Raw genomic sequence first — 25,510 nt, forward strand, 5'->3', positions numbered from 1 at the left:
GGGCGGAGCGCCCGAGGTCGGAGTGGTCATGGATCCCCCAGGGGTCGAGCCGCCGGATGGGGCGGCTAGCCTATGTGACTCTCATCATGCGACAACGAAGATGTGATTATCAAGATGCGATTCACATCTGAGTGTTATGTCTGCTTTCGTTGTGAGGGCCTATGATCAGGCTCGCCAGGAGGTGACACAGGGTGGCCGACAGCCGATACAGCCCGAGCGTCAGAAGGAGGCGGCTCTCCGCGCTACTGCGGAGGCTGCGGGAAGAGCGCGGGCTGAAGATCGAGGACGTGAACCGGCGCCTGGAGTGGGCCTCCGGAAAGCTCTCGCGCATGGAGCGCAACGAGTGGAAGCGGCCCTCGATCAGGGACATGCAGGACCTCGCCGAGGTGTATGCACTCAGCGGGGAGATGAAGGATGCGATCGTGTCGTTGGCACGTGAGGCACGCACCCGTGGATGGTGGGTCGACTACAAGGACATCCTGCGCGGGGGACTGGCCGACTTCGAGGTCGGCGCCTCGATGATCCGCAACTACGAGTCCGTTCTCGTCCCAGGGCTGTTGCAGACCCCTGAGTACGCGTCGGCCATCCTGCGCAGCGGGCGCGTACTCGGAGACGAGGAGATCAAGCGCAAGGTCGCCGCGCGTATGCAGCGGCAGCAGATTCTCGAACAGGCGAGCCCGCCTAGGCTCTGGGCGGTGGTCGATGAGGCGGCCCTGATCAAGAATGTGGGCGGCGCGGACGTGATGCAAGGCCAGCTCCAGCACCTCATCGACATGGCCCGGAAGCCGAACATCGACATACAGGTGGTCCGTCAGGAGGTCGGAGCCTACGCCGCCATGGACGGATCATTCGTCATCCTGGATTTCCCGACCCCCGAAGACCTTCCCTTGGCGTACATCGAGACGGCCACCGAGGACCTCTATGTCGAGGACCCGGAGGCGATCCAGCAGTACGTCAGCATCTTCGGCCATACCTGCGGTGTGGCTGAAACACCGGAGGAAAGCGCAGCCTTCCTCCAGTCCCTTGTCAACACCTGAAGGATCGACATGCACTCCACCCCCGAACTCGACTTCCGTAAGAGCAGCTACAGCGGCTCCGGAGACAACTGCGTCGAGGTCGCCGACCTGCCGACCGGTGCTGCCGTCCGGGACTCCAAGCATGTGGCCGAAGGGCACTTCGTGATCCCGTCTAGAGAGTGGGCGGCGTTCCTCGACGCCGTGCGCGACGGCGGGCTCTGACCGGCCCTCCGCTGAAGCGGATCATCAACGAATGAGGCACGGTGCAGACTACGCGCTCATCCACTGACCTGAAGTTTCGTAAGTCCAGCCACAGCGCCGGGGCCTCGGAGTGCGTCGAGGTCGCCGACCTGCCGACCGGTGCTGCTGTCCGGGACTCCAAGCATGTGGCCGAAGGGCACTTCGTGATCCCCTCCAGGGAGTGGACGGTGTTCCTCGACGCCGTGCGCGACGGCGGGCTCTGACCCGTCTGCGGGAAAAACCGCTTCCTCCGCGCATGGGGCCGCTGTTAGCTTCTGAGGGCACCTCCCGGTGCGAAGGTGACGGGTACTTCTGGCGAAATCGCGCGGGCTTGAGGTGCCCGTAGGCCCGCAGCATCACCGCGGGTGAAGCCGTCACCGCCATTGATCTCGGGAGGGGCCAACTTCAGAAGGGGCGCCCGGTGCGCAGACGGCGGTTACTTCGGGTTCGATTCCTGGCATCGGCGTGTCCGGTGCGGCTCTCATAGGTGAGCAATTCTGTGCCCGCTGTCGCCTTTGACCTCGGGCGTTCCTTCTGAATACGGCTCCTCCCGGTGTGGAAGGAGCCTTTTCCATGGCCAAGTTCAACGGGACCGGAGCCCGCCCCGTCGGGCGCGGCCCCATCGCCTCCGAGCAGGTCCCCTCAGGCCTCACCCACGAGGGCGCCCCCGGCTACGCCCGCGATGCCAAGAGCGAGCTGTTCCTCCTGGCCGTGTCCAACATGGTCGGCGAGCAGGACTTCTACGAGGACGCCGATGAGCGTGACGCGCGCTTCCGGTCCCTCGTGCACAGCACCGCGGTCGACGACCCCGACTGGTTCGCCGGCTTCGTGCGCTGGCTGCGCACCGAGGCGAACATGCGCAGTGCCGCGCTCGTGGCCGCCCTCGAAGGCGCCCGCGCGCGCGTCGAGGCGGGGGAGCACGGCCGTTCCCGCCAGATGGTCGACGCCGCCATGGCGCGCGCCGACGAGCCCGGCGAGGCCCTGGCCTACTGGACCGGCCGCTACGGCCGCGCCGTGCCCAAGCCCGTCAAGCGCGGCATCGCCGATGCGGCCGCCCGGCTGTACAACGAGCGCTCCCTGCTCAAGTACGACACCGCCTCCAAGGGGTTCCGCTTCGCCGACGTGCTGGAGCTGGTGCACGCGTCCCCGGCGGCCGACAAGCCCTGGCAGGGCGACCTGTTCAAGCACGCCATCGACCGGCGTCACCAGGCCGAGGCCCCGATCCCCGAGGGGCTGGGCGTCCTGAACCGGAGTGCCGCCCTGCGGAGCCGGGCCGACGCCGACCCGGAGCTGCTGCTCGACCCCGAGGCGCTGCGCAGCGCCGGTATGACGTGGGAGAACGCGCTGTCGCTGGCGGGGGACCGGGTCGACAAGGCCCGCCTGTGGGAGGCGCTCATCCCGTCGATGGGCTACATGGCCCTGCTCCGCAACCTGCGCAACTTCGACGAGGCCGGTGTCTCGGACGGTGTCGCCGAGCGCGTCGCCGCCAAGCTCGCCGACCCCGGCGAAGTGGCGCGGTCCCGCCAGCTGCCCATGCGGTTCCTGTCCGCCTACCGCGCGGCCCCGTCCCTTCGGTGGGCGCACGCCCTGGAGAAGGCGCTCGGGCACTGCCTGGAGAACGTGCCGCGCCTGGACGGGCGCACGCTCGTCCTGGTCGACCAGTCCTACTCGATGGGGGTCCGCCTGTCGAAGCGTTCCGACCTGTCCCGGGCGCAGGCCGCGCAGATCTTCGGCGCGGCCCTGGCCCTGCGGTGCGCCGACGCCGACCTCGTCCAGTTCGACAACACCAGCGAGGCGGTGCCCGTCCGGCGCGGGGACGCCATGCTGAAGGTGGTCGAACGGTTCTGGGGCGCGCGCGGCGGAACCGAGACCGCTCAGGCGGTGCGCGACCACTTCGGCGGGCACGACAGGGTCGTCATCGTCACCGACGAGCAGGTGTGGGGCGGCTACAGGGGCCAGGAGCCCCTCAAGGCGGTTCCGCCGCAGGTCCCCGTCTACACCTGGAACCTCGCGGGCTACCGGTACGGCCACGGCCCGAGCGGCGAGTCCGGCCGGCACACGTTCGGCGGGCTGTCGGATGCGGCCTTCCGCATGATCCCGCTGGTCGAGGCGGGCCGGTCCGCCGACTGGCCGTGGGCGCGTTAGCCGCTCGCCGCTGAAGGAGGGCCCGGCAGATCGCTGGGCCCTCCGGCGTCCGGCCCGTCGGGCCGCCCAAGGGCGCGAAAACCACTTGCCCCTCGGGTGCCGGCTCCCGTAGCTTCCCTGCGGCCCTGTCGCACCGAGGACGAAGGACATAGCGCTTGACCCCGCCTGCTCTTTAGACCTGACACCTTTCACCGCTCACCTGTAAGCCGACGCCGCTCTGCCGTCGGCTCCGCCGGGCTGCCCGCGCGCGCCCGGTCACGCAGCGTTCGAGGCCGCGCGTAATCGGCCTCGTGTCAGGTCTTAGAGAGCTCTATGTCTTCACACCTCAATATCGTGCTGCCCTGGGGCGTCCGCCGGACCGGGCTGCCCCTGCTGTCGATGCGGTGCCCGGACTGCCGGTCGGAGTCGGCCACCACCGGCGACGGCAGGTTCCGCGTCAACGCCAACGGCAAGCTGCTGGACGTGTGGCTGCTGGTCCGCTGCACATCCTGCGATCGGACGCACAAGCTCACCGTGCACGACCGCGCGCCGGTCAGGTCCCTCGATCCGGCCGACCTGGACGGCTACCACATCAGCGATCCGGACCTGGTGGCGTCGACGCTGCTCGATCCGCAGCTCGCCCGGCGCAACCGCTTCACGCTCGACTGGTCGGGGGCCTGGCGGCTGGACGTGTCGTCGCCCTGGCTCGACGAGCCGTGGCCGGTCGACGTGGAGGTGGAGTTCGAGGACCCGGTGCCGTTGCGCCCGGAACGGCTCATCGCCCAAGGGCTCGGCCTCAGCAGGAGTGAGGTCCTGCGCCGGGTCAAGAGCGATGTCCCGCTGCGCCGCCCGACGACCACCGGATTCGCCTTCACCGTGATGCCGACCGTGGTGCCGAAGGAATAGGCGCTCCCAGGCACAGTGCGGTGTCTGCGGCCCACCGTTCCGTCCGACGACGGCGATGGGCCGCAGATCCCGGCCGGGACCGAAGGAACGGGCACCGGGAACGGGGCGTCCAACCGTGCGTTCGACCGTCGCCCAGCCGTGCGCCCGAGAACGGTGCGCCCGAGGAGGAGCCTCCCCATGCCCCACGACAAGCGCGACTTCCATCATCCGGGCCGGCCGTCGGACCTCCCGGCTCCCGGGATGCTCTGGGCCCACGGCGTGATCGAGCACGGCGCGCGCCGGATCGCGCCGGACCGCCCATGGTCCGAGTTCTCCTTCGGGCCCGAGGGCATGCACCACGTCAACCTGGGAGGCTGCTGGTGGCAGCTGACCTGGGTGGAGGGGGACCGGGCCGTCCTCACGGGCTACGAGCCCCTGGAGGACACGATCGACGCGGAGGTCGACCTGTTCGGCGGCGGGCCGGACTGGCTGCCGTGGGAGTGGCTCGACGCGCACTTCGCCCGGTACAGGCGCGACGACATGGGGGTGTCCTTCCTCTACTGGTGGGACGGGGCCTGGGCGCGCACCGACTACCCCGCGGAGATCGAGGACGACGGCCTGGTCACCGTGGGGGGCTTCGGTACCCCGGAAGGCCTCCTCGTCCCGGAGCAGGACCTCCTCGACGGCGATTCCCCGTTCCGGGTGGAGGAGCGCGCCCTCGCGCTGGGCGGTGAGCTCATGGCGTGTGTCGCCGACCGTGACGGGGAGCGCGCGTGGGAGCTCTTTCTCGACCTGCTCCGCACCGGCGGTGCCGAATACCTGATCTACGGCGCCGGCTATGAGCCCGACGCTCCCCACGTGGACGTCGACGCCGCGCGGGACGGGCTGGGGGCCGACTGGTTCACGCGGCGTGCGACGCTGCCCGCCGGGGCCCAGCCGACCGCTTGACCGGGCAATCGTCGACCGTAGGGCCCAGCCGCTGTGAGGACGTCGAGGACGCCGTGGGGGGCCGGGCCCACGCCCCGTCCACCGACCGCCTCAGCCCCGGGGAGTGCCGTCCCACCGCCACTTGGTCGGGCGCGGACGACCCGGAAGGTCGGCCCGCCCGGTCGCCCACAGTAGCGTGACCCAGGGGCCGGACTCCGCGTCGTCGCCGGGGGCCGGGGCGTCGGGGAACAGGCGCGCGAGCACGCGCGCGCACAGGTCGGCCGGGGGATCCCACTCCAGCCCGAAGCCTTGTGCCAGGTCGTGCGTGTGCACGAGGGTCTCCACGACCCCCATCGCGGCGAACCCCTCCGGGTCCGAGATGCCGAACGGATGGTAGGCGCGGGTCAGGGGAGAGGCCGTGCGCACCATGGCGACCAGCAGCGCGCCGCTCGCCTCCACGGTCTGCAGCAGGCCCGCGGGACCGGCCTCCCTGTCGGCGTGGACGGCGTTGTGCGGGCCGCCGGGCCTGCGGCTCTCCCATATGAACGGCACCTCGCCCTCAAGCGGCGGGTTCCTGGGGCCGAGCTGGACGGCGTAGGCGAACAGGTCGTCGCCGAGGTGTTCGCAGGTCTCCCAGCAGGTCCAGTCCAGCGCACCGGCCTTGCCGTCCCACCCGTCGTCGGGGGCCTCGCGGAGGGCGGCCAGGGCCAGCTGTACGGCGTGGTCGACGTCGTCGGCGGTGACGGGGCCGACGGTGACAGGGCCGATGGGGTCGGGGGATTCTCCGGTCGATCTGGGCACCGCACGACCGTACCGCGCAGGAGGGGAGGGCCGCGCCCTCGGTCCGCACGGGAAGCGGCGCGTCCTCCGGTTCCCGGTCGCGATCCCGGGCGGCCGGAGACCGGTCACGGCGCCAGCACCCGCTCCGGCGTGTCCACCCACAGGGTCTGGCCTCCGTCAGGGGCGACCGTCAGCCCGAGCCGTTCCCGGCCCGGGCCCCCTGCCCGCTGCCACACATCCCAGGCCCGCCCGATCTCCTCCCACAGGTCCCTCGGCCCGCACGAAGCGGTCTCCCACTCGGAGCGGTGCGGCTCGTACTCGCCCAGTGCCCACGACCCGCTCGCGGTGCCGCGGTCGTAGACGAACACGCTCGCCTCACCGGAGGAATCCTTGGCCTCGAAGGACGCGAAGTCGACCCCGGGGACCAGGTGCCCGGCCACCAGGCGCCAGCCCTCATCCCGGTGGGTGATCCACCGGGGGTTGGTGCGCGTGCTGCCGGGCCGCGCGGCCGGGTCGTCCTCGTCGACGAACCGCGACCATTCGCCCGCCGGGTCGGCCGAGCGGTGCGAGCGCATCATCATGAAGGCTGCCGTCCCCAGGAAGCGCCCGCTCGCCGTACCGTCGGCGCACACCTCCAACCGGAGCAGGGAGCCGGGAGCGAACCAGGTCGACCACGGTGTCACCACCGTTCCTCCCCGCCGGGTCTGCCCGATCCAGGCCGGGGGCACCCGGTGGACCGCCACCGTGGACAGCACCCGGTCGAACGGGGCGCGCTCCGGCACCCCCGCCTCCCCGTCACCGGTGACCAGGAACGGTTTGAACCCCTGACCTTCCAGCGCCGTACGGGCGCGGGCCGCGATACCGTCGTCGACCTCGACCGAGGTGACCGCCCCGTCGCCGAGCCGGGCCGCCAGCAGGGCGGTGTTCCAGCCGGTTCCGGTGCCGATCTCCAGCACGGTGTCGCCGTCCTCGGCCCCGGTCGCCTGGAGCATGGCCACCACGAGCGACGGCTGGGAGACGCTCGAGGTCGGGAGCCGCCCCCATCCCTCCCCGCCCGCGGGAACGCCGTCGTCGACCTGGGTGACCAGTGCGAAGTCCGAGTCGACCCAGCGCGCGTAGTCCGGATCCTCCCGAGTGACGGGCACGTTCCAGTCGGGGTGCTCCTTGGAGCCGACCCACACCGTGTCGGGGACGAACGGCCCCCGCCCGACGGCGAGAAGCGCGCGGTGCCAGGCCGGATCGGTGATCACGCCGCGTGCGGTGAGCTCACGCGCCAGTTCGGCGCCGGGGGCGCCGGTCACCGCTCGGGCTTCTGTCCGTCGGCGCCCGACTCGGGGAAGCGCTCCGAACCGTGGTCGTTCGGCTGGTCGCCGTCCGTTCCCGCGCTCCCGCCCGAGCCGCCGTCCCGGGGTGCGTCCTCGTCCCTGTGCCTGCCCATGCGGCCCCTCCTGCTCGCGCCGTCCGCCGGGTCGAAGGTAACCCGGCGATCGCCCTGCGTCACGATCATGGCCGTATGCGGTCGGTGGACTGCGAAAACCCGGAAAACCCGGTGTCCGGGCGGCAACCTCCCTCCGGCCGCCGTTCGTCTTCCCCAACACAGATCCTCACCGAAGGTCCCGTCCTCCGGAGGTGCGGCATGTCCGTCGAGCCCTACTCGGTCCAGCTGGACGCCGGCAACGGCCACTGGGTCATCAAGTCCGGCACGCGCAGCCTCGTACCCCGGCAGCGCGGGGCCTCGCGGTACGAGTACTCCCCGACGGTGACCCTGAGATGCTGCAACTGCACCCGGGTGCACCTGGACGTCCCGCACGACCTCGCCGAAGACCTCTTCGACCGGCACGCCGAGGACGTGGCCGGGGCCTGATCGCCGACCACGCCGACCGCGCCGCCAGGCACTGTCCCCCTTCGCGCGGTCCCGCCCTCCGACCCGCCGGACCGTCCCCCGCGCGGTCCGCGCCCCACATGGCCGATGCCGGTCGCCCCGTAGGGCCGAACGTCCCCTTCGCCGTGCGTCGTGAGTCCCTAGGATTCCCGGGACCGCCGTGATGCCCCCGACCGGAACGGATCCCCATGACCGACGGCCCCGCGTGGATGAAGCCCGCCCCCGGCGACGAAGGGGCGCCGACCGGCCTTCCCGCCGGGATCGACACCTCCGTCGCGCACCCGGCCCGCATCTGGAACTACTGGCTCGGCGGCAAGGACAACTTCGCGGCCGACCGGGAGACGGGCGACCTGATCCTTGAAGCGATCCCGGACATGGCGGCCAACGCCCGCGCCGACCGGGCCTTCCTCGTGCGGTCGGTGCGCTGCATGGCCGCCGAGCACGGCGTGCGCCAGTTCCTCGACGTCGGGACGGGCATCCCCGGCCCCGGCAACACCCACGAGGTCGCCCGCGACGTCGACCCGTCCGCGCGCGTGGTCTACGTCGACAACGACCCGGTGGTGCTGGCCCACGCCAACGCCCTCATGGGCGACGACGGGTCGGGGGCCACCGACTACGTCCACGCCGACCTGCGCGAACCTGGAACTGTGCTCGACGCCGCGCGCAACACCCTGGACCTGGACCGCCCGGTCGGGGTGATGTTCCTCGGTGTCCTGGAGTTCGTTCCGGACAACCGGCAGGCCAAGGAGATCATCGACGCCTTCATGGACGCGGTGCCGTCGGGGAGCCTGCTGGCGCTCGCCCTGAGCACCAACGAGGTGCGCAGGGAGAACGCCGAGAAGGGCGCCCGCATCTGGAACGAGGGCGGCTCCACGCCCCTGCTGCTGCGCTCCGCCGCCGACATCGAGGCGATGTTCGCGGGCCTGGAGCTGCTCGAGCCGGGCGTGGTCTCGTGCACCGACTGGCGCCCTGAGGGCATCGTCCGCCCGTCGGACCGGGTGGCCCAGTACTGCGGCCTGGCCCGCAAGCCCTGACGGACAGGGACGCCCGGTCCGGCCGCTCGGCGCGATGATGTCAAAAATAGTTGACAATCCTGCCGCTCCGTGCTTTCGTGGCGCCTCCGGCCGGGAGTGACGGCGATCGGGAGGCGGCCATGCCCTTTGAGGAGCGGCGCACATGGGCCTACCTCGCGACCGCGCTCATCGTCCCCGCCGGCTATCTCCTGGTGCTCGTGACCGGGCTCGGCGGCCTCTCCGCCTCCCCGGCCGAGGGCGGGTTCCAGGTGCCGCTGCTGGTCGCCGTCGGCACGGGGATCGTCGCCAACATGTTCTTCGTCCGGCCGCCCCGCAAGGGGCGGGACCGCCGCGACGAGCGGGACGCCGAGATCGGCCGAAGAGGGGAGCGCGTCGGCTTCATCGTGCTGGGGGCGGCGATGATCGTCCCGTTCGCCCTGGTGATGGCCGAGGCGGCGTACTTCTGGACCGCCCACGCCATGTACCTCGCCTATGTGGCGTCGGCGGTGGTGTCCTCGGCGGTCAAGCTCGTGCTCTACCGTCGGGGGCTGTGACCATGGGCAAGCCCACCAAGGTGACCAACCGGATCCGTGACCTGCGGTTCGCCAACGGCCGGATGACCCAGGCCGAGCTGGCGGACCGCATCGAGGTGACCCGCCAGACGGTCATCGCGATCGAGCAGGGGCGGTATTCGCCGTCGCTGGAGACGGCCTTCCAGATCGCGCGGGTGTTCGGCGTGCGGATCGACGACGTGTTCGCCTACCCCGACAGTGCCTCCCCTGACGCTGCCTCCGCCGACGGTGCGTGAGCCCGGGCGGGCAGGACGACGCGGGGCCCTCGGGTGAGCAGCCAGACGATGAGGGCGATCTCGCCGACGAAGGTGAACAGCGCCGCCTGGAAGGCGTAGCCGCTGAACAGGATGGGCCCCAGAGCGTCGGCGAGGTAGCCGGTGCCGGCCGCGGCCAGGAGCACGCCGAAGGCCGTGTGGATGAAGTCCGCCTTGACGGCGAGCCAGCCGAGGACGAGCAGGTGGACGCCGAAGACGCCGAGGCCCAGACCCCAGACGGAGTCGAAGGCCTCAGTGGCGGCGAGCATCCTTTCGGGATCGTCGAGGTGGTCCAGTGCCAGGGCGAGATGGCCGGTCGAGGCCGCGAGGACGGCGGCGTAGGCGACCCGGAACCACGCCGCGGCGGTCGCCACGGCGCGGTTCACGCTCTCGAACAGGGAGTACAGGGCGGCGGCCACGACGATGTCGAGCACGGCGACGGCCAGCATGGCCGCCACCCCCGCACGGAAGAGGGGCTCCGACGCGGCGATGCCGGCGGCGGTGCGGTCGGCGTCGCCGGGCGCGACGAGCCCTTGGAGGACCACGACGCTGCCGAAGACACCGAGGACGCCCATGAGGAGCAGGGCGAGGCCGGCGGTGAGGGACGGTGCGCGCAGGGTCCGCGCGGAAGCGGGAGGTGCGTACATGGGATGCCTCCACTGGCAGGGGCGGGGGATACTCGTCAATGTAAAGCATCATTGACATGATGTCCAAGATTCTTTACATCCCTGCCCGGCTCCGGCCACCGGCCGCAGCCTCCTCCCGGCGCTCCGCCCTTACCGCGTCCCCTCCTTCTCCCAGGGCGAGGGGAAGGGGAAGTACTCCTCCAGGAAGCCGCGCACCATGGTGTCGACCTCCTCCCGGCGCTCCGGCGGGGTGTCCACGTCGTTGAGGCAGAAGAAGTCGTGCCCCCGCCTCGTACGCAGCTCCTCCAGGCGGTCCCGGGCGTCGTCGGCGCCCACGTCGACGTAGCGGAGCCGGTACCGGGCGGGGACGCCGCGCCCGGTCAGCAGCGCATGGTGGTGGTGCAGCGTCGCGGCCATCCCGATGTCGCCGGTCGACCGGAACCGCGAGGCCGCGGTCGCCGCCACCTCCTCGGCGAACGTCCTCTCCAGGTCGCCCATCACCTCCCTGATCTGCGGGTGCGGAACGTGCTTGAACTTGTTGGTGATGAACCGCCCGTGCTCGGCCTCCACGAGCCTGCGCGCGTTCTTGCCCGCCGAGTTGGGGGCGGGCTCCTCCGGATGCGGCTCCCCGAGCCCGAACTGGAAGGGGGAGAAGGGGAGTCGGGCGATGCCGTTGGCGTGGAAGAAGTCCTCGGCGGTGGCCGTGCGCCCGAAGAAGACGTCGTCGTTCAGGTACAGGTACCGCTCGCTGAGCCCGGGGATGTGGTGGAGCTGCGTTCCGATGGCGTGCGAGTTGAACACGGGCAGCACCGAGGGGTCGGCGAACACGTCCCGGTGGTCGACGACGCTGATCCCGCCCGCCGACGTGTCCAGCCAGGAGGGCCTCTGGCGGTCGGTGACGATGTAGACGTGCCGGATGAACGGCGCGTAGGTGTGCAGCGACCGGAGCGCGTACCGGAGCTCGTCGCGGTCGGTGTACCGGGATGCGCCGGTCTCGCGCGCCGCGATCACGCCTGAGCGCCCGCGGTGGCGCTCCCGGTCGGCCGCCAGCACGGGGTCGTCGCCGTCCACCCAGGTGAAGACGGCGTCGACGGGGAAGGCGACCTGGTCGGGGCGCAGGCGGGTGAACGGGGCGAAGGTGGGGTGCTCGCGCCCGTCCACGAGCCGTGTCGCCGGGATCCGCTGGTCGGCGGGCAGGACGTCGGCCACCTGGTTGCGGCGCGGCGCGACCCAGGAGGAGGCCAGCACCTCCTTCGGAGCCTGGACCCGCAGCCGGGCGTACTTGTCCGTGTGGCCCCCGTCGGCCGGGAAGGACTCACCGTCGCGCCAGAACTCCACGTCGCACCCGTGTTCCAGGCCGGAGAGGAGCCGGCCGTCCGGGCCGAGGAGGTGGCGGCCGAAGCGGATGACGGAGCTCTTCTTGACCTCGCCGGGCAGGGCGCCCTCGGCGTAGAGGGCGGGACCCGCGGCGAGTGCTCCGCCCGGGGCGGGCTTGGCGGCGTAGACGGACGCACCGCCGTACAGCGCGCGCATGGCCTCCAGGAATGCCTTCTTGTCGGCGCGGCGCAGGCCCACCGCATGGCGGGTGCGCGAGCGGCCGGGGACGAGGAAGTAGTCGGCGCCGGCGCGCACGGCGGCCTCGGTGACCAGGCGGAGATTGTGCGCGGAGGCCTCGCGGGAGGTGAAGGAGTCGGCGAGGCGGCCGATGAGCTCCTGCCCGCCGGGACCGGTGAAGGTGCGGAGGCGCTGGTCGGAGGCGAGCAGCGCCCGGCGCTTGAGGACGATGCGCTCGGCGCGGTCACGCTCCTCGGCGGCCTTGCGCTCGGCCCGCCTGTGCTTTGCGGCGGCCTCGCGCTCGCGGCGGCGCCGCTCTTCGATGCGGGTCCGGACGTTGGGCGGGAGGAGGCGCTTTCCCGCTCGTGTGATGCGCGCTGTGACGCCCATGCGACGTTCCTTCCGGAGGCGGAGCGGGGGCGCCTCGACGTATCACCTGTTGCACCCGGAATCCGGGCATGACTGCTGTGGCCTGCGGAAATGCGGCCAACCGGACGGTACGTCGCGAAAGTGAAGCGGCCATAACGGACATAACAAGACGATTGCGGCCGTGGCCGGACACGGACACAGGATTCCCAGACGAGCCCCGAAAAACCTGAATGGATTCTCAGGTTTGCAGTGCACGGCGCTACGCAAAGTCAGGAAGGAAACTTTTGTGATCCGTGTCACCGGTTGAGCCGGGTGCGGCGAACGCCTACGTTTAGCCGCGTTTTACGCACGGCCTGCCGCACCCGCTCCAGGTGGGCTCATCCCCCGTCCTGGAACAGGTGTGTCCGAATGCTGTCCGGAAGACCTGCGGGTGCCGCATCGGCCTCACTGGGCCTGCTGCTGACCGCGTCGCTGCTGGCCGCCCCGGCCGCCGCCGAGCCGAGCGACCTCTCCTTGGAGGAGGAGGCCGCCGAGCAGGCCGCCTCCTCGGGCGAGCGGGTGGAGATCGAGGCCTTCACCGACGAGACCACGCAGGTCTTCGCCGAACCGGACGGCTCCTTCACCATGGAGAGCTCCCCGGTCCCGCAGCGCGTGCGCACCGGCGACGGGTGGTCGCCGGTCGACACCGACCTGGTCGCCGCCGGTGACGGCACGGTGCGGCCCAAGGCGTCGGCGGCCGAGGTCGCCTTCTCCGGCGGCGGCGACGGAGCGCCGATGGCCCGCGTCGGCATCGGCTCCAACGCCGTCGAGCTGGACTGGCCCGAGCCGCTGCCCGAACCCGAGCTGGCGGGCGCGCAGGCCACCTACCCGGAGGTGCTCCCGGGCGTGGACCTGGTGCTGACCGCGTCGGTGGACGGGTTCAACCAGGTGCTCGCCGTCAAGACCCGCGAGGCGGCCGAGCAGGACGCGCTCGCCCAGGTCGAGATGGCCCTGGCCACCCAGGGCGTGACCATGCGCGAGGACGCGGCCGGGAACCTGAGCGCGGTCGGCGACAACGGCGGCGAGCAGGTGTTCACCGCGCCGGCGCCGGAGATGTGGGACTCCTCGGGCAGCGAGGAGATGAGCGCCGAAGAGCAGGCCGTCGCGCCGAAGGCGGGGGCGCGGGTCGAGCAGGTCGAGGCCGACGTGGAGGTCGACCGGCTGCGCCTGAGGCCCGATGCGGACATGCTGGCCGACGAGGACACCGAGTTCCCCGTCTACATCGACCCGTCGGTTTCGGTGGCGCGCCACTCCTGGGCGTACGTGAACAAGCGCTTCCCGACGACGAGCTACTACAACTCCTCCGACTCCGACACCGGCGTGGGCTATGAGCCGCAGTACGGCAACACCAAGCGGGCGTTCTGGCGGTTCAAGGTCTACGAGCGCACCAAGAAGTCCGGGACGGTCATCGACTCGGCGACCATGCGCTTCGAGGTCTCGCACGGGTTCGCCTGCACGGACGCGACCTTCGAGCTGTGGCGCACCCGGTACCTGAAGTCCAGCACGACCTGGAACAACCAGCCGGAGAAGCTGACCAGGCAGGACAAGGTCAACGTGGACATCGGCCGGCCGCAGTGCGGGGGCTCGGGTGTGGAGTTCGACGCCACGCAGGCCTACAAGTCGGCCGCCGCCTCGGACAACCAGACGGTGACCTACGGGCTGTACGGCAACGAGAGCACGTCGGGGAGCAACTGGGACTGGCGGCGCTTCAAGAAGGACCCCAAGCTGGTGGTCCGCTACAACAACAAGCCGTCCAAGCCCTCGACTGCGAAGATGTCGGACTCGCTGGGCGGGGTCTGCGCGACCGACCCCGAGAACCCGCGGCTGATCAACTCCACCTCGCCGGTGCTGCGCGCCTACGCGCGCGACTACGACACCAAGTTCGCCTCGCAGAAGGTCAAGGCGCGCTTCGAGTGGAAGGCCGGCGGCGAGGGCGATGCGCTCGGGCAGGCCGACTCGACCTACGCCGACCCCGAGCCCTACCCGGACGGGATCTACCGCACCGCGACGGCGAAGGCCCTCCCGGAGAACCAGCTCATCGGGTACCGGGCGAAGGTCTACGACGGGCAGCACTGGGGAGCCTGGTCCGGCTGGTGCTGGATCGAGGTCGACACCAGCAACCCGGACACCGGTCCGGCGGTGGCCTCGCAGGACTACCCGGAGAGCGACGAGGCGGTCGAGGGGGTGGGGCGTCCGGGCGACTTCACCTTCTCGGCCAACGGGGTGGAGGACGCGGTCGCGTACCACTACAGCGTCAACGACGCCTCCTGCTCCACCAAGGTGGAACTCGACGAGCCCGGGGCCGATGCGACGGTGACCATCACCCCGCGCGACTCCGGCCCCAACCTGATCCACGCGCGCACCGTGGATGCGCACGGGAACTCGTCCGGGTGCGTGCTGGTGCACACCTTCACCGTCGCGCCGCCGAGCACCCCGGTCGCCCACTTCGCCTTCGACGAGGGCGGCGGTGACGCCGCGGCCGACAGCATCGGCGACGGACGCACCGCCCAGGCGTCGGGCGGCGTGGAGTGGACGCGCGGGCGCGTGGGCGAGCGCCACGAGCTCGAGGGCGCGGCGATCGCCACCGACGGGAGCGGGGGCCACATGGCCACCGACGGCCCGGTCGTGGACACCTCCGGCGCGTTCAGCGTCTCGGCGTGGGTGAGGTTGGACGACAAGAGCGGAAACGTCGCCGCCGTCACCCAGGACGGCGACGTGCACAGTGCCTTCATCCTCGGCTACCAGTCCACGTTCGACCTGGACAACTGGGTGCTCAAGATCCCTTCGGCGGATGAGGAGGGCGCCACAGGGTGGACCCGGGCAGTGTCCGACCAGCCCGCCCAGACGGGCGTGTGGACCCACCTGCTGGGGGTCGTCGACCCGGAGAACGACGAGGCGACGCTGTACGTCGACGGGGTGCGCCAGCAGACCACCGAGACCATCGCCCAGCCGTGGAACGGCATGGGAGACCTGGTCATCGGCGGCGGCAAGTTCGAGGGGGCGCGCACCGACGCCTGGAACGGCGCCATCGACGACGTGCGCGTGTGGGACCGGGTCGTCATCGGCGACCGGCCCACCGACGACCCCGAGGAGCGCTCCGAGCCCTGGCGTCTGGCCAATCAGGTGGCTCTCGAAGGCCGCTGGCAGCTGGACGAGACCGAGGGGACCACGGCTGCCGACTCCTCTGACCACGGGTTGGACGCTGCATTGCACGGGGACCCGGAGATGGTGTGGAGCGGGCGCTGAACGACGTCACCTTCTCCAGCGGTGCCACCCTCAGCGGCCGGGACGAGCGCTTCACGACGTCCGGCCCGGCGATCCGCACCGACCGCAGCTTCTCCGCGGCCGCCTGGGTGCGCTTGGACGAGACCGGGACCAACTCCACGGCCCTGTCCCAGGACGGGCAGGCGCACTCCGGCTTCTACCTCGGCCACCAGAACACCTATGACTGGGACCAGTGGGTGCTCAAGATGGCGCCGGAGGACGAGATCGGCGCCTCGGGCTGGCCGCGCGCCATGTCGGAAGGTTCGCCCGAGCTGGGTACGTGGACGCATCTGGCCGCGACCTACGACCATGCCACCGGCGAGATGACGCTGTACGTCGACGGAACGAAGCAGGGCACCGATGTGCAGGAAACGCCCTGGCACGCCGCTGGCCCGTTGGTCATCGGTGCGGCCCGGTTCGAGCAGCACCTGACGGGGGCGTGGAACGGCGACATCGACGACGTGCACGTCTACCAGGGCGTGCTCAGCGAATCCGACGTCGGAGCGGCGTACCTCGGAGCCGTCCCATGACATGAGGGACAGCGCCTGAGCCGCGCCACGGTACCCCTTGCACGCCCACTGCGCTGCCCGGCCTGCCCGGCCGGGTGGGAGGTCTGCTGTGTCCGAATCCCCCGCTTCCGTGTCGAAGAGCCGCTCGCGAACCTCGAGGCCGGCTGTCAAGGGAACCGCGATGGTCCTGGTGGCCGGTTCGCTGTTCTCCGTACCTGCGTCGGCATTGATGTTCAACGACAGGCCCGGTGTCGAGGACGACCGGTCCATCGACGGCCGTGCCGCCGTTCAAGAGGCCATCGCCGAGGACGACACCGTCGACAAGGCTGCGGTGACCGGGCTTGATGCGGCCGAGTGGCCGGAGCCCGAGAGTGTGGCGATCGCGCTCGACGGGCAGCAGGAGATGCGTTCATTCAGCGCGCCCGCTGACGGCGAACAGCAGGACGAAGGTGAGGGGAAGGCGGTGAGCCTCGGACCGGTCGAGGCTACGGAAACCGAGGAGTGGGAGTCGCCGCTGAAGGGCGCCGGAGCCGAGAAGGAGGCCGACCGGGTCAGCGAGCGTCGGCTCCCCAGCGAGCCGCAGGAGCCGGAGTCGAGTGCCTCGTCCGGCCCGCCCCCATCGCCCGATCCCTCCACCAGCCCCTCCCCGGACGGCGAAGGGCAGGAAGGGACACCCGCCCCCGAGCAGGGGCAGGACGGGCAGGAGGAGTCCACTGAGCAGGAACGGCCCGAAGAGGAGCCTGCCGAGGAAGAGCCGGAGGAAGCCCGGGCCCCTGAACATCTGGAAGAGGCCGCGCTGGAGGTCCTTAGCAGGGACCAGGCCGATTCCCTCGGCGTGGACGGCCTGCTGCTGCGCCTGAAGCGCACCGACGGCGGCAGCGAGCACGCCCCCGTCCGGGTCGAGGTCGACTACTCCGATTTCGCCACCGCCTTCGGCGGCGACTACGGGAGCCGACTGGAGCTCATCGCGCTCGACGCCTGCGGCGAAGGGGCCGACCCCGATTGCGTCGCCGCCGTCGACCTGGACTCCGAGAACGACACCGAGGCCCAGACCCTGAGCGCCATCGCCCCCGCCACCGCCGGCGAGGGCACCCTGCTTGCCGCGACCGCCGATACGACCAGCAAGGGCGGCGACGGCGACTACGCGGCCACCAAGCTCCAGGCCTCCTCCAAATGGAACGTGGGACCCCAGACCGGCGGGTTCTCCTGGTCCTACCCGATCGGCACACCCCCGGTGGCCTCCGGCCTGACCCCCGACATCGCCCTGGGCTACTCCTCTCAGAGCGTGGACGGGCGCACCGCATCCTCCAACAACCAGACCTCCTGGGTCGGTGAGGGTTTCGACTACCACCCCGGCTCCATCGAGCGCCGCTACAAGCTCTGCCAGGACGACGGCCACGAGGTCGCCGACCAGTGCTGGGAGCGCGAGAACGCCACCCTGTCGCTGAACGGCATGTCCTCGGAGCTGATCATCGACTCCGATGGGGAGTGGCACCTCAAGAACGACGACGGCTCCAGGATCGAGAAGCTGACCGGCGCGAAGAACGGCGATGACGACGGCGAGTACTGGAAGCTGACCACGCCCGACGGCACGAAGTACTTCTTCGGCCGCAATCGCCTGCCCGGCTACACCAGCGGCGATGAGGAGACCGAGGCCGCCTGGACCCAGCCCGTCTACGGCGACGACCCGGGCGAGCCGTGCCATGAGTCGTCCTTCGAGGATTCCTGGTGCCAGCAGGCCTACAAGTGGAACCTGGACTACGTCGAAGACGCCCACGGCAATGCCATGGCCTTCTACTACAACGCCGAGGGCAACCACTACGGCCGCAACCTGGAGTCCACCGCCACCCCCTACGACCGGGGCGGCTACCTCGAGCGCATCGAGTACGGGCTGCGCTCGGACGACGTGTACGGCACCGCTCCGGCCAAGGTCGAGTTCGGCGTGTCCGAGCGCTGCCTGCCCACCGACTCCTTCTCCTGCGAGGCCGGCGACCGGACCGAGGACAACGCCGACCACTGGCCGGACGTGCCCATCGACCGCGAATGCGGAGACGGGGAGGACTGCACGGGCAACCACTCCCCGGCGTTCTTCTCCACCAAGAAGCTCGACAGCATCACCACCAAGGCCCACGGCGGCGAGGGCTACGCCACCATCGACTCCTTCGAGCTCGAGCACAAGTACCCCGAGCCGGGGGACGGCACCGACCCGGCCCTGTGGCTGGACTCCATCACCCACACCGGCCACACCGGCAGCGGAGACCCGCAGGCCTACCCCTCGGTGACCTTCGGCGGCACTCCGATGGTCAACCGGGTCGACTCCACTTCCGACGGCCTGGCCGAGATGTACAAGTGGCGCGTCACCGCCGTCTACACCGAGACCGGTGGCCAGGTCGACGTCTCCTACTCGCAACCGGAATGCGAGGCCGGCCAGACGCCGAAGCCGCATGAGAACACCAAGCGCTGCTACCCGGTGATCTGGACCCCCGAGGGCGAGGAGGAGCTCACCGACTGGTTCCACAAGTACACCGTCACCCAGGTCGCCGAGATCGACCTGGTCGGCGACCAGCCCGACGTCATCACGTCCTATGACTACGAGGGCGGCGCGGCCTGGGCCCACGCGACGCCCGACGGCATCACCCCCGAGGAGAACCAGACCTGGTCGGTATTCCGCGGCTATGAGACCGTCAAGGTCCGCACCGGCCACCCCGAGGCGTCGCAGAGCGAGGAGGAGCACCTCTTCTACCGGGGCATGGACGGCGACGAGCTGCCCGACGGCGGAACCCGCTCGGTGACCATCACTGACTCCGAGGGCAACGAGGTCGCCGACGACGAGCAGTTCAACGGCCAGACCCGCGAAGTCCTGACCCGCAACGGACCCGACGGGCCGGTGGTGTCCAAGACCATCAGCGAGCCCTGGAAGAAGAAGACCGCCGAGCGCGACTACTCCTGGGGCACCCTCCAGGCCCACATCATCAAGACCAAGTCCAGCGAGACCTACACGGCCCTGGGCAAGGACGGCGCGGACGGCTGGCGCACCACCCGCACCACCAACACCTTCGATGATCGCGGATACGTCGTCCAGACCCACGACGAGGGCGACACCGGCGACCCGGGCGACGACCGGTGCACGCTGACCACCTACAACCGCAACACCGATGCGTGGATCATGGAGACGGTCTCGCGGGTGCAGACGCTCGACGTGGCCTGCGCCGATACCGATACGGCCGACAAGCCCGGCGACGTGATCAGCGATGTGCGCACGCACTTCGATGGCAAGGCCTATGGCGAAGCTCCCACCAGGGGTCTGCCGACCTCCAGTGAGCGTGTGGACGACTACGCGGACGGCAAGCCGCAGTACCAGGTCACCGGGGAGACGACCTACGACTCCTACGGGCGTCCGCTGACCGTTACTGACGCTCTCGGAAACGTGACGACCACCGAGCACACGTCGAGCGTTGCGGGCGGTACCCCGACCAGCACGACGGTGACGAACGCGCTCGGACACACCAAGGAGACCGAGCACGACCTGCGCGGGAACCCCGTCGCCGAGACCGATGCCAACGGCAACCGCGCAGATCTGACCTACGACGCCTTCGGCCGACTCACCCAGGTGTGGCTGCCGGACCGGCCCAAGGCCAACAACCCCCGCCCGAGCATGGCCTTCGCGTACCACGTGGCCAAGGACGCACCGGCGCAAGTGGTCACCAAGACCCTCAACGCCGACGCTGAGTACATCACCTCGTACGAGATCTACGATGGCCTGCTCCGCAAGCGTCAGACGCAGTCGCCGGCGACCGGCGGAGGGCGCCGGATCACCGACGTGTTCCACGACAGCCGTGGCAACACGGTGATCGAACGCGACACTTACTTCAATGAGCAGGACCCTTCGGGAGACCTGTTCATCGTCAATAACCACGACGAGATCCCCCGCCAGACCGAGACCAAGGTCGACGGCGCCGGGCGCGTCACGGCCTCCGTACATGTTTCCCGTGGTGAAGAGCGGTGGCGCACCAGCACCGCCTACCTCGGGGACCGGACGCTGGTTACCGAGCCCGAGGGCGGCACCGGTACGACGACGATCACCGACGCGCGTGGGCGCACGGCCGAGAAGCGTACCCACCACGGCCGCGAGCCGGTCGGTGAGTACGACGCCACCACCTACACCTACGCCAAGAACGACGAGATCGCCTCGATCACCGATCCCGGCGGCAACACCTGGGAGTACACCTACGACCTCGCCGGTCGAAAGGTCGAGGAGGTCGACCCCGACACCGGCCGGACCACCTTCACCTATGACGCGGCCGACCGGCTGGTGACCACGACCGACGCGCGTGGGCGCACCCTTTACACCGGTTACGACGCGCTCGGCCGGGAGACCGAGCGCCGCGACGACGGCCCGGACGGGGCGCTGCGCGCGGAATGGACCTACGACACCGTGGCCAAGGGGCAGCAGACCTCCGCGACGCGTTACATCGAGGGGAACGCCTACACGACGAAGATCCTTGGTTATGACCGAATGAACCGTGTCCGGGCCAGGGACATCACCATCCCTGGGACAGAGGAAGGTCTGGCAGGGACATACCGCTATCTCTACGCCTACAACCCGGACGGGAGCCTTCGTTCGACGCGGATGCCTGAGGTCGGCGGGCTCTCCATGGAGGTCGTCCAGACCGGATATGACGACATCGGACAGGCCGACACGCTCAGCGGGTCGTCCAGCATCGTCCAGGAGGCGTTGTACTCCAAGACCGGCGACCTGCTTCAGCGTGCGTTCGACCGTGGCACGAGCGGATCAGAGTCGAGCTGGGTCACCCGTGTCTACGACGAGGCGACCGACCGACTGACGAAGGCCAGCATGGTCCACGAGGTCGGGGCGGGATCGCTGACCACGCAGTTCTACGACTACAACGACGCGGGCAACATCCTGTCCATCCGCGATGAGCCCACCGACGAGGAGCGGCCTTCGGATGTGCAGTGCTTCCAGTACGACCACCTGCAGCGTCTGACCGAGGCGTGGACGCCGAACGCCACCGGGGAGACCGCCTGTGCTCAGACACCGAGCACCGACACCCTCGGCGGCGCGGCCCCCTACTGGGATTCCTACACATACGACGAGTCCGGGAACCGGGTCAGCGAGACCAAGCGCACGCCTGGCGGGACCACCGACAGGGCTTACACCGGTACGGCGGAGACCGGGGGCCCGGGGCACGGTGTGACGCGGGTCGACCAGAGCGGCCACAACGGGGAGAGCGTCTCGACGTACGAGTACGACGAGGCCGGCAATATGGTGCGCCGCGACTCTGAGGACGGCGACCAGCAGCTGACCTGGGACGCCGAGGGCAACCTGGCGAGCGTGACCGGAGGCGCTGCCGAGACCGACTACGTGTACGACGCCGACGGTGAGCGGCTGATCCGCCGTCAGGGGCCGGAGTGGACGCTGTACCTTCCTGGCCAGGAGGTCGCGTGGACGTCGGGCGGGGATGGGACCGAGGCGACCCGGTACTACGAGCACGCCGGAGAGACGGTGGCCGTGCGCGACGGGGAGGGGATGCACTGGCTGTTCTCCGACCACAACGGTTCTTCGCAGCTCGCAGTGGACGCGCGGACCGGTGAGACGGTGCAGCGAAGGTTCTCCCCGTTCGGTGAACTGCGCTCGTCGTCGGCGAGTTGGCCGAGTGGGAAGGGCTACGTCGGCGGAACGATCGACGAGGCGACGGGTCTGACCCAGTTGGGGGCGCGGGCCTATGACGCAGCGATCGGCCGGTTCATCTCGGTGGACCCGCTGATGAAGCCGGACGACTCTCAGCAGATGCACGGCTATGCATACGCAGACAACAGCCCCGTAGCCTCCAGCGACGCGTCCGGCCTGCTGAAGATGGGCCCGGGAGGGTGCGGGTGTACGTCGAGCCCTCCGCAGGGGCTCAACGACTTCACCCGGATCAAGCAGGAGGCGATGTGGACCCGGCAGGGGCGGAACGTGTCGCGTATGCGGCAGGGGAGCGGTGTCTACCAGCGGCCGTACTACCAGAACTCCCGGAGCTCGTTTTACACGGGCGCACGTGGCTCGGCGCCAGCACCGACCTACATCGATCCCTACGACAATGACTCGTACAAGGAAGACCCGACAACATCGGCCCTCGACAAGGCGAAGAGCTGGGCTGCGGAACGCTGGGGCACGTGGGATTCCGATCAAGGGTTCATGGAGAATCTGAAAGGGATGAACTGGGTGAACATACTCGGCGACGCGGCCCTTGTCGGTGGGTTGCTTTGCGCGGTCTGTGCTGGAGTGGCGGCAGGGGTGAGCGTGGGGCTAGGTGCCTACAAGATTATAAACGGAAATGCGAAAGACGGGATCTGGGACTTGGCGGGATCACTGCCGTTTGGTATTGGAAGAGCCTCTAAGCTGGTAACGCGAGGGAAGATTAGGGGGGCTGCTAAGGAATACTTTGACTACAAGTCGATCAAGAAAAAGAAAGGTAGTAAGGCTGTCCGTGACAGGTTTGGCTCCCTGCAAAGCCGGATCGGCGGACTGCGGGGACAAGATTATGTAATTCAGGATACGACAAATCTTGTGGGTGACGTGCACGCTGGTGTCAGTGCAGCGCGCACGGTACAGGACCCTTCGTGGGGATGGTGAGTCTTCCATGTTGGGCGACGATTTCTATGAGAGAAAAGATCAAGGGCTATTCGGCCGTATTGTACATGGTTACGGAGAAATTCGTTGGATGGAGCGGCTTCTGGTTGAATTCTTTCCTTGTTCACGGAGAATGATCGCCCTCTTCGTGTTGGAAAGAAAAAGGATTAGGAATGGACGTCAAAGTGCGTGGAGAGTAATGCAGTGGAACTTTGTCGATGGCTGGGTGACTGTTGCCTACATTATCCCAATTGGGATTGTTGCCGAGGTGGTATCGCGAGTAAATCCTGCTTCGGGGCAAATCGCCTACTTTCTCGCTGGGTTAATCGCGCTTCCGGCGGCGATATCCGGCGTCCTTGGGATGATTGAATCCGTGCGTGGGCAGATAATCGGAGTGCTCCGGAAATGGTCGCATCAGATGCGTGTGCTCCCGCTGCGCTTGTGGAGGATAGTGCATGGCGCAGCGACTTTGGCTGGATGGGTACTAGCCACCTACAATTCTGAGTTGTTCAGTGGTTTCAAATCCGATTCTGTGTGGTTTTTGGGTCATTTGTGAGGGTTGGCATTGTAATTATTCAGAAACCTCGGGTGATTTTTGAAACGGGGAGTGATCCAGGCCTTCAATCGCGTATTCTCGAGTCTTGTGCTGGCGTTCATGGGGGTGATGAGCACGGGGAGTGCCTGGGTCGGCCTGTTCATTTCCGTGGTCTGACTTCCGTGATGGTGCTGGCGGTTGAAAGGCGGTGCGTCCGTGCTGTGGCAGGGGCTGGGCATGCTCCTGATGGGAGCCGTCTCCCTGGGCGGGGCATACCTCATGTTCGCCAAGTGGGATTCATTGAACAGATTCTTCCTGCTGGGAGCCCCTTTCTTCCTGAGGGCGTACGAAAGGAACAAGAAGGGGCAACTCGACCGCATGAGCCGCATCTGCGCGACGGGGTTCTTCCTTTTTATGGCAAGTGTCATGTTTTATGGAGGGATTCTCTTCGTGGTGAATGCCGAGTGATCGAATGAACTGACCGGTGAAGATGGGGCGACGCGTGGCTTCGAGGCCCTCGGCATGAGTGCCGCCGAGTTGGAGGTCGACCTGGTGGGCGGCTGTACAGGGCAGGTCAGGGTGCTCCTCTATGCGGGGCTTGGTTATCGCGTCATGGAACGTCAGCGCTACGGGAGTTGATCGAGGTGTTTTGTGGACTCAAATAGGAAGATCCTTCGCAGCAGGCCCACGTATGTCATCGGCGTGGTCATCGCCTGCGGGACTCTCTGCATCTGCGGACTAATGATGGTGGAGACGAGAGCGAGTGGGAACGCGTCGCTGGGGAACGCGTTGTTCATCTCCGTCTTCTCAGCGGTCGCGATGTGGTTCATCACGAAGATGCTGGTCCTGCCCAGGTTCGAGTTGTGGGACGACGAGCTGCGGATCTACAACCTCCTCTCCGTCGCCCACATCCCGCGTGGGGCGATCGAGGCCGTCGGCAACCTCTCCCGGCCTACAGTGCTGGTTGCCGGAGGCAAGGAGTACTGGAGCGCGCACCTGACCCCGTCGCTCATCGGGGCGCTGACCGGGTACCCGACGCATAAGCGCGTCCTCGACGAGCTGGCGCGGTACTCCGCGAACACCCGCGGAGGCAATGCCGTCGGGGCGGGAGTGCGTGTGCGTCCCTACTTGGGACTGCGGATCCTCATCCCGACGTTCGCCGGGTTCTTCCTCGGTGTGATGCTCTGAGCCGCACTCGCCGAGGCCTCGACGTGCACGCAGGCGTGAAGGTCCCTTGAGTTGAGGCGCCCGGCTACTCGGGGGCGTCGGCGTCCTGTCGGTCTTCAGCCGGCCGTGCGCGCCTCTCGCGCTTCTGTTGGGACCTCGTCGCCCCCGCGCTCGCCGCCACCACGCACAGCACGGCCGCCCACTGCCACACCGTCAGCATCTCCCCGAGCAGGGCCAGGCCGACCAGCGCGGCCGCCGCCGGCTCCAGGCTCATCAGGATGCCGAACACCCTCGGCGGCATCCTCCGGAGGGCCTGCATCTCCAGCGTGTACGGCACGACCGAGGACAGCAGCCCGACGACCAGCCCGAAGAGCAGGAGGCGCGGGTCGAGAAGGGCGGTTCCCCCTTCAGCGATGCCCGCCGGGGCCACCAGCACCACGCCCACCATGCTCGCGATCGCCAGCCCGGACGTCCCCGAGAACCGGCGCCCGGTGGCCGCGCTCAGCAGGATGTAACCCGCCCAGGCGACGGCGGCCAAGAGGGCGAAGAGTACGCCGACGAGCGTCACCGTGCCCGAGCCGTCGTCCCGGCCCAGCAGCACCACGCCCGCCGCCGCCAGCGCCACCCACACCACGTCGGTCTTCCGCCGCGACCCGGCGATCGCCACCGCCAGCGGCCCCAGGAACTCGATCGTCACCGCGATCCCCATCGGGATGCGCGCGATCGCCTGGTAGATGGAGAAGTTCATCAGCGCCAGCGCCGCGCCGAAGCCGACCACCACCATCCAGTCGGCGCGCGTGCGCCCGCGCAGTGCCGGGCGGGCCAGCACCAGCAGCACCACCGCCGACGTCAGCAGCCGCAGCCACACCACCGCGCTCGGCGGCAGCACCGCGAACAGGTTCTTCGCCACCCCGGCCCCGGCCTGCACCGAGACGATGCCCACCAGCACCATCCACGTCGGCGGGATCGACTCGCCGAGCGCGCGCAGCCGCCCGGCCGCGAAGGGGTTGGCGAACCGGGGAGCGCTGGGAAGTCCGCCGGGGTGCTCGGCGGCGGCGTCGGTACTCACGTCCCACCATCCTAGGTATCCCGCCGACCTCCCGGTCTTCTGGGCCCAGGA

The 25,510-nt window shown here is 69.2% G+C and carries 22 protein-coding genes; 16 read left to right on the plus strand and 6 right to left on the minus strand.

Translation table 11 applies throughout. The annotated features are described in order from the left end of the window. Window positions 1-191 precede the first annotated feature (191 nt). From O4J56_RS13425 to O4J56_RS13450, 6 genes are all read left to right on the plus strand, one after another. A complete protein-coding gene (locus tag O4J56_RS13425) occupies window positions 192-1,037 on the plus strand; it encodes a helix-turn-helix domain-containing protein (protein WP_270686089.1) in 846 nt (281 codons plus the stop codon). Window positions 1,038-1,046: 9 nt separating this feature from the next. Then, a complete protein-coding gene (locus O4J56_RS13430; protein ID WP_270686090.1) occupies window positions 1,047-1,238 on the plus strand; it encodes a DUF397 domain-containing protein in 192 nt (63 codons plus the stop codon). A gap of 41 nt (window positions 1,239-1,279) precedes the next feature. Continuing rightward, window positions 1,280-1,480: a DUF397 domain-containing protein gene (locus O4J56_RS13435; RefSeq protein ID WP_270686091.1), complete on the plus strand. Its 201-nt coding sequence runs from the start codon at window positions 1,280-1,282 to the stop codon at window positions 1,478-1,480. 349 nt (window positions 1,481-1,829) lie between these two features. Next, window positions 1,830-3,401: a TROVE domain-containing protein gene (locus tag O4J56_RS13440; protein WP_270686092.1), complete on the plus strand. Its 1,572-nt coding sequence runs from the start codon at window positions 1,830-1,832 to the stop codon at window positions 3,399-3,401. A 312-nt stretch (window positions 3,402-3,713) separates the two neighbouring features. Continuing rightward, complete coding sequence (locus O4J56_RS13445; RefSeq protein WP_270686093.1) at window positions 3,714-4,286, plus strand: DUF1062 domain-containing protein; 573 nt, start codon at window positions 3,714-3,716, stop codon at window positions 4,284-4,286. Between the two features lie 177 nt (window positions 4,287-4,463). After that, window positions 4,464-5,213 (plus strand): hypothetical protein, encoded by a 750-nt coding sequence (locus O4J56_RS13450; protein WP_270686094.1) that lies wholly within the window; start codon window positions 4,464-4,466, stop codon window positions 5,211-5,213. Between the two features lie 90 nt (window positions 5,214-5,303). On the opposite strand, the gene O4J56_RS13455 is transcribed toward O4J56_RS13450, so the two are convergent. The 3 genes from O4J56_RS13455 to O4J56_RS13465 form a co-directional block, all read right to left on the minus strand. Next, entirely contained in the window at window positions 5,304-5,993 is a 690-nt protein-coding gene (locus O4J56_RS13455) for a maleylpyruvate isomerase N-terminal domain-containing protein (protein WP_270686095.1), read from the minus strand. 104 nt (window positions 5,994-6,097) lie between these two features. Further along, entirely contained in the window at window positions 6,098-7,273 is a 1,176-nt protein-coding gene (locus O4J56_RS13460) for a methyltransferase domain-containing protein (protein WP_270686096.1), read from the minus strand. Then, on the minus strand, window positions 7,270-7,410 hold the full coding sequence (locus tag O4J56_RS13465; RefSeq protein ID WP_270686097.1) for a hypothetical protein: 141 nt from the start codon (window positions 7,408-7,410) through the stop codon (window positions 7,270-7,272). Before O4J56_RS13465 ends, O4J56_RS13460 begins: the two co-directional genes overlap by 4 nt. A 198-nt stretch (window positions 7,411-7,608) precedes the next feature. Here O4J56_RS13465 and O4J56_RS13470 point away from each other — a divergent pair, with 198 nt between their 5' ends. The 4 genes from O4J56_RS13470 to O4J56_RS13485 all read left to right on the plus strand — a co-directional run bounded on the left by O4J56_RS13470 (window position 7,609) and on the right by O4J56_RS13485 (window position 9,675). Next, window positions 7,609-7,836: a hypothetical protein gene (locus tag O4J56_RS13470; protein ID WP_270686098.1), complete on the plus strand. Its 228-nt coding sequence runs from the start codon at window positions 7,609-7,611 to the stop codon at window positions 7,834-7,836. Between the two features lie 206 nt (window positions 7,837-8,042). Continuing rightward, complete coding sequence (locus O4J56_RS13475) at window positions 8,043-8,888, plus strand: SAM-dependent methyltransferase (RefSeq protein WP_408639115.1); 846 nt, start codon at window positions 8,043-8,045, stop codon at window positions 8,886-8,888. A 119-nt stretch (window positions 8,889-9,007) separates the two neighbouring features. Then, window positions 9,008-9,421, plus strand: coding sequence for a hypothetical protein (locus tag O4J56_RS13480; protein ID WP_270686099.1), 414 nt, complete (start codon window positions 9,008-9,010; stop codon window positions 9,419-9,421). Between the two features lie 2 nt (window positions 9,422-9,423). Continuing rightward, a complete protein-coding gene (locus tag O4J56_RS13485) occupies window positions 9,424-9,675 on the plus strand; it encodes a helix-turn-helix transcriptional regulator (protein ID WP_270686128.1) in 252 nt (83 codons plus the stop codon). Here O4J56_RS13485 and O4J56_RS13490 read toward each other — a convergent pair. Further along, window positions 9,627-10,340 (minus strand): DUF4386 domain-containing protein, encoded by a 714-nt coding sequence (locus tag O4J56_RS13490; RefSeq protein ID WP_270686100.1) that lies wholly within the window; start codon window positions 10,338-10,340, stop codon window positions 9,627-9,629. The two genes, O4J56_RS13485 and O4J56_RS13490, sit on opposite strands and share 49 nt — an antisense overlap. Before the next feature lie 129 nt (window positions 10,341-10,469). Continuing rightward, a complete protein-coding gene (locus O4J56_RS13495) occupies window positions 10,470-12,263 on the minus strand; it encodes a stealth family protein (protein ID WP_270686101.1) in 1,794 nt (597 codons plus the stop codon). Between the two features lie 387 nt (window positions 12,264-12,650). Here O4J56_RS13495 and O4J56_RS13500 point away from each other — a divergent pair, with 387 nt between their 5' ends. The 6 genes from O4J56_RS13500 to O4J56_RS13520 all read left to right on the plus strand — a co-directional run bounded on the left by O4J56_RS13500 (window position 12,651) and on the right by O4J56_RS13520 (window position 24,411). Beyond that, entirely contained in the window at window positions 12,651-15,527 is a 2,877-nt protein-coding gene (locus O4J56_RS13500) for a LamG-like jellyroll fold domain-containing protein (RefSeq protein WP_333563797.1), read from the plus strand. Next, entirely contained in the window at window positions 15,512-16,075 is a 564-nt protein-coding gene (locus O4J56_RS32040; protein WP_333563798.1) for a LamG domain-containing protein, read from the plus strand. Before O4J56_RS13500 ends, O4J56_RS32040 begins: the two co-directional genes overlap by 16 nt. A gap of 160 nt (window positions 16,076-16,235) precedes the next feature. Further along, window positions 16,236-22,691, plus strand: coding sequence for an RHS repeat-associated core domain-containing protein (locus O4J56_RS13505; protein WP_270686102.1), 6,456 nt, complete (start codon window positions 16,236-16,238; stop codon window positions 22,689-22,691). A gap of 7 nt (window positions 22,692-22,698) precedes the next feature. After that, complete coding sequence (locus tag O4J56_RS13510; protein ID WP_270686103.1) at window positions 22,699-23,244, plus strand: hypothetical protein; 546 nt, start codon at window positions 22,699-22,701, stop codon at window positions 23,242-23,244. Between the two features lie 195 nt (window positions 23,245-23,439). Further along, on the plus strand, window positions 23,440-23,691 hold the full coding sequence (locus O4J56_RS13515) for a hypothetical protein (protein WP_270686104.1): 252 nt from the start codon (window positions 23,440-23,442) through the stop codon (window positions 23,689-23,691). Between the two features lie 321 nt (window positions 23,692-24,012). After that, complete coding sequence (locus O4J56_RS13520) at window positions 24,013-24,411, plus strand: hypothetical protein (RefSeq protein WP_270686105.1); 399 nt, start codon at window positions 24,013-24,015, stop codon at window positions 24,409-24,411. Between the two features lie 64 nt (window positions 24,412-24,475). Here the strand turns inward: O4J56_RS13520 and O4J56_RS13525 are convergent, their stop codons facing one another. Then, a complete protein-coding gene (locus O4J56_RS13525) occupies window positions 24,476-25,459 on the minus strand; it encodes an EamA family transporter (RefSeq protein WP_270686106.1) in 984 nt (327 codons plus the stop codon). Window positions 25,460-25,510: the final 51 nt, after the last annotated feature.

This window comes from Nocardiopsis endophytica, from assembly GCF_027706725.1.
Taxonomy (GTDB): Bacteria; Actinomycetota; Actinomycetes; order Streptosporangiales; family Streptosporangiaceae; genus Nocardiopsis_A; species Nocardiopsis_A endophytica.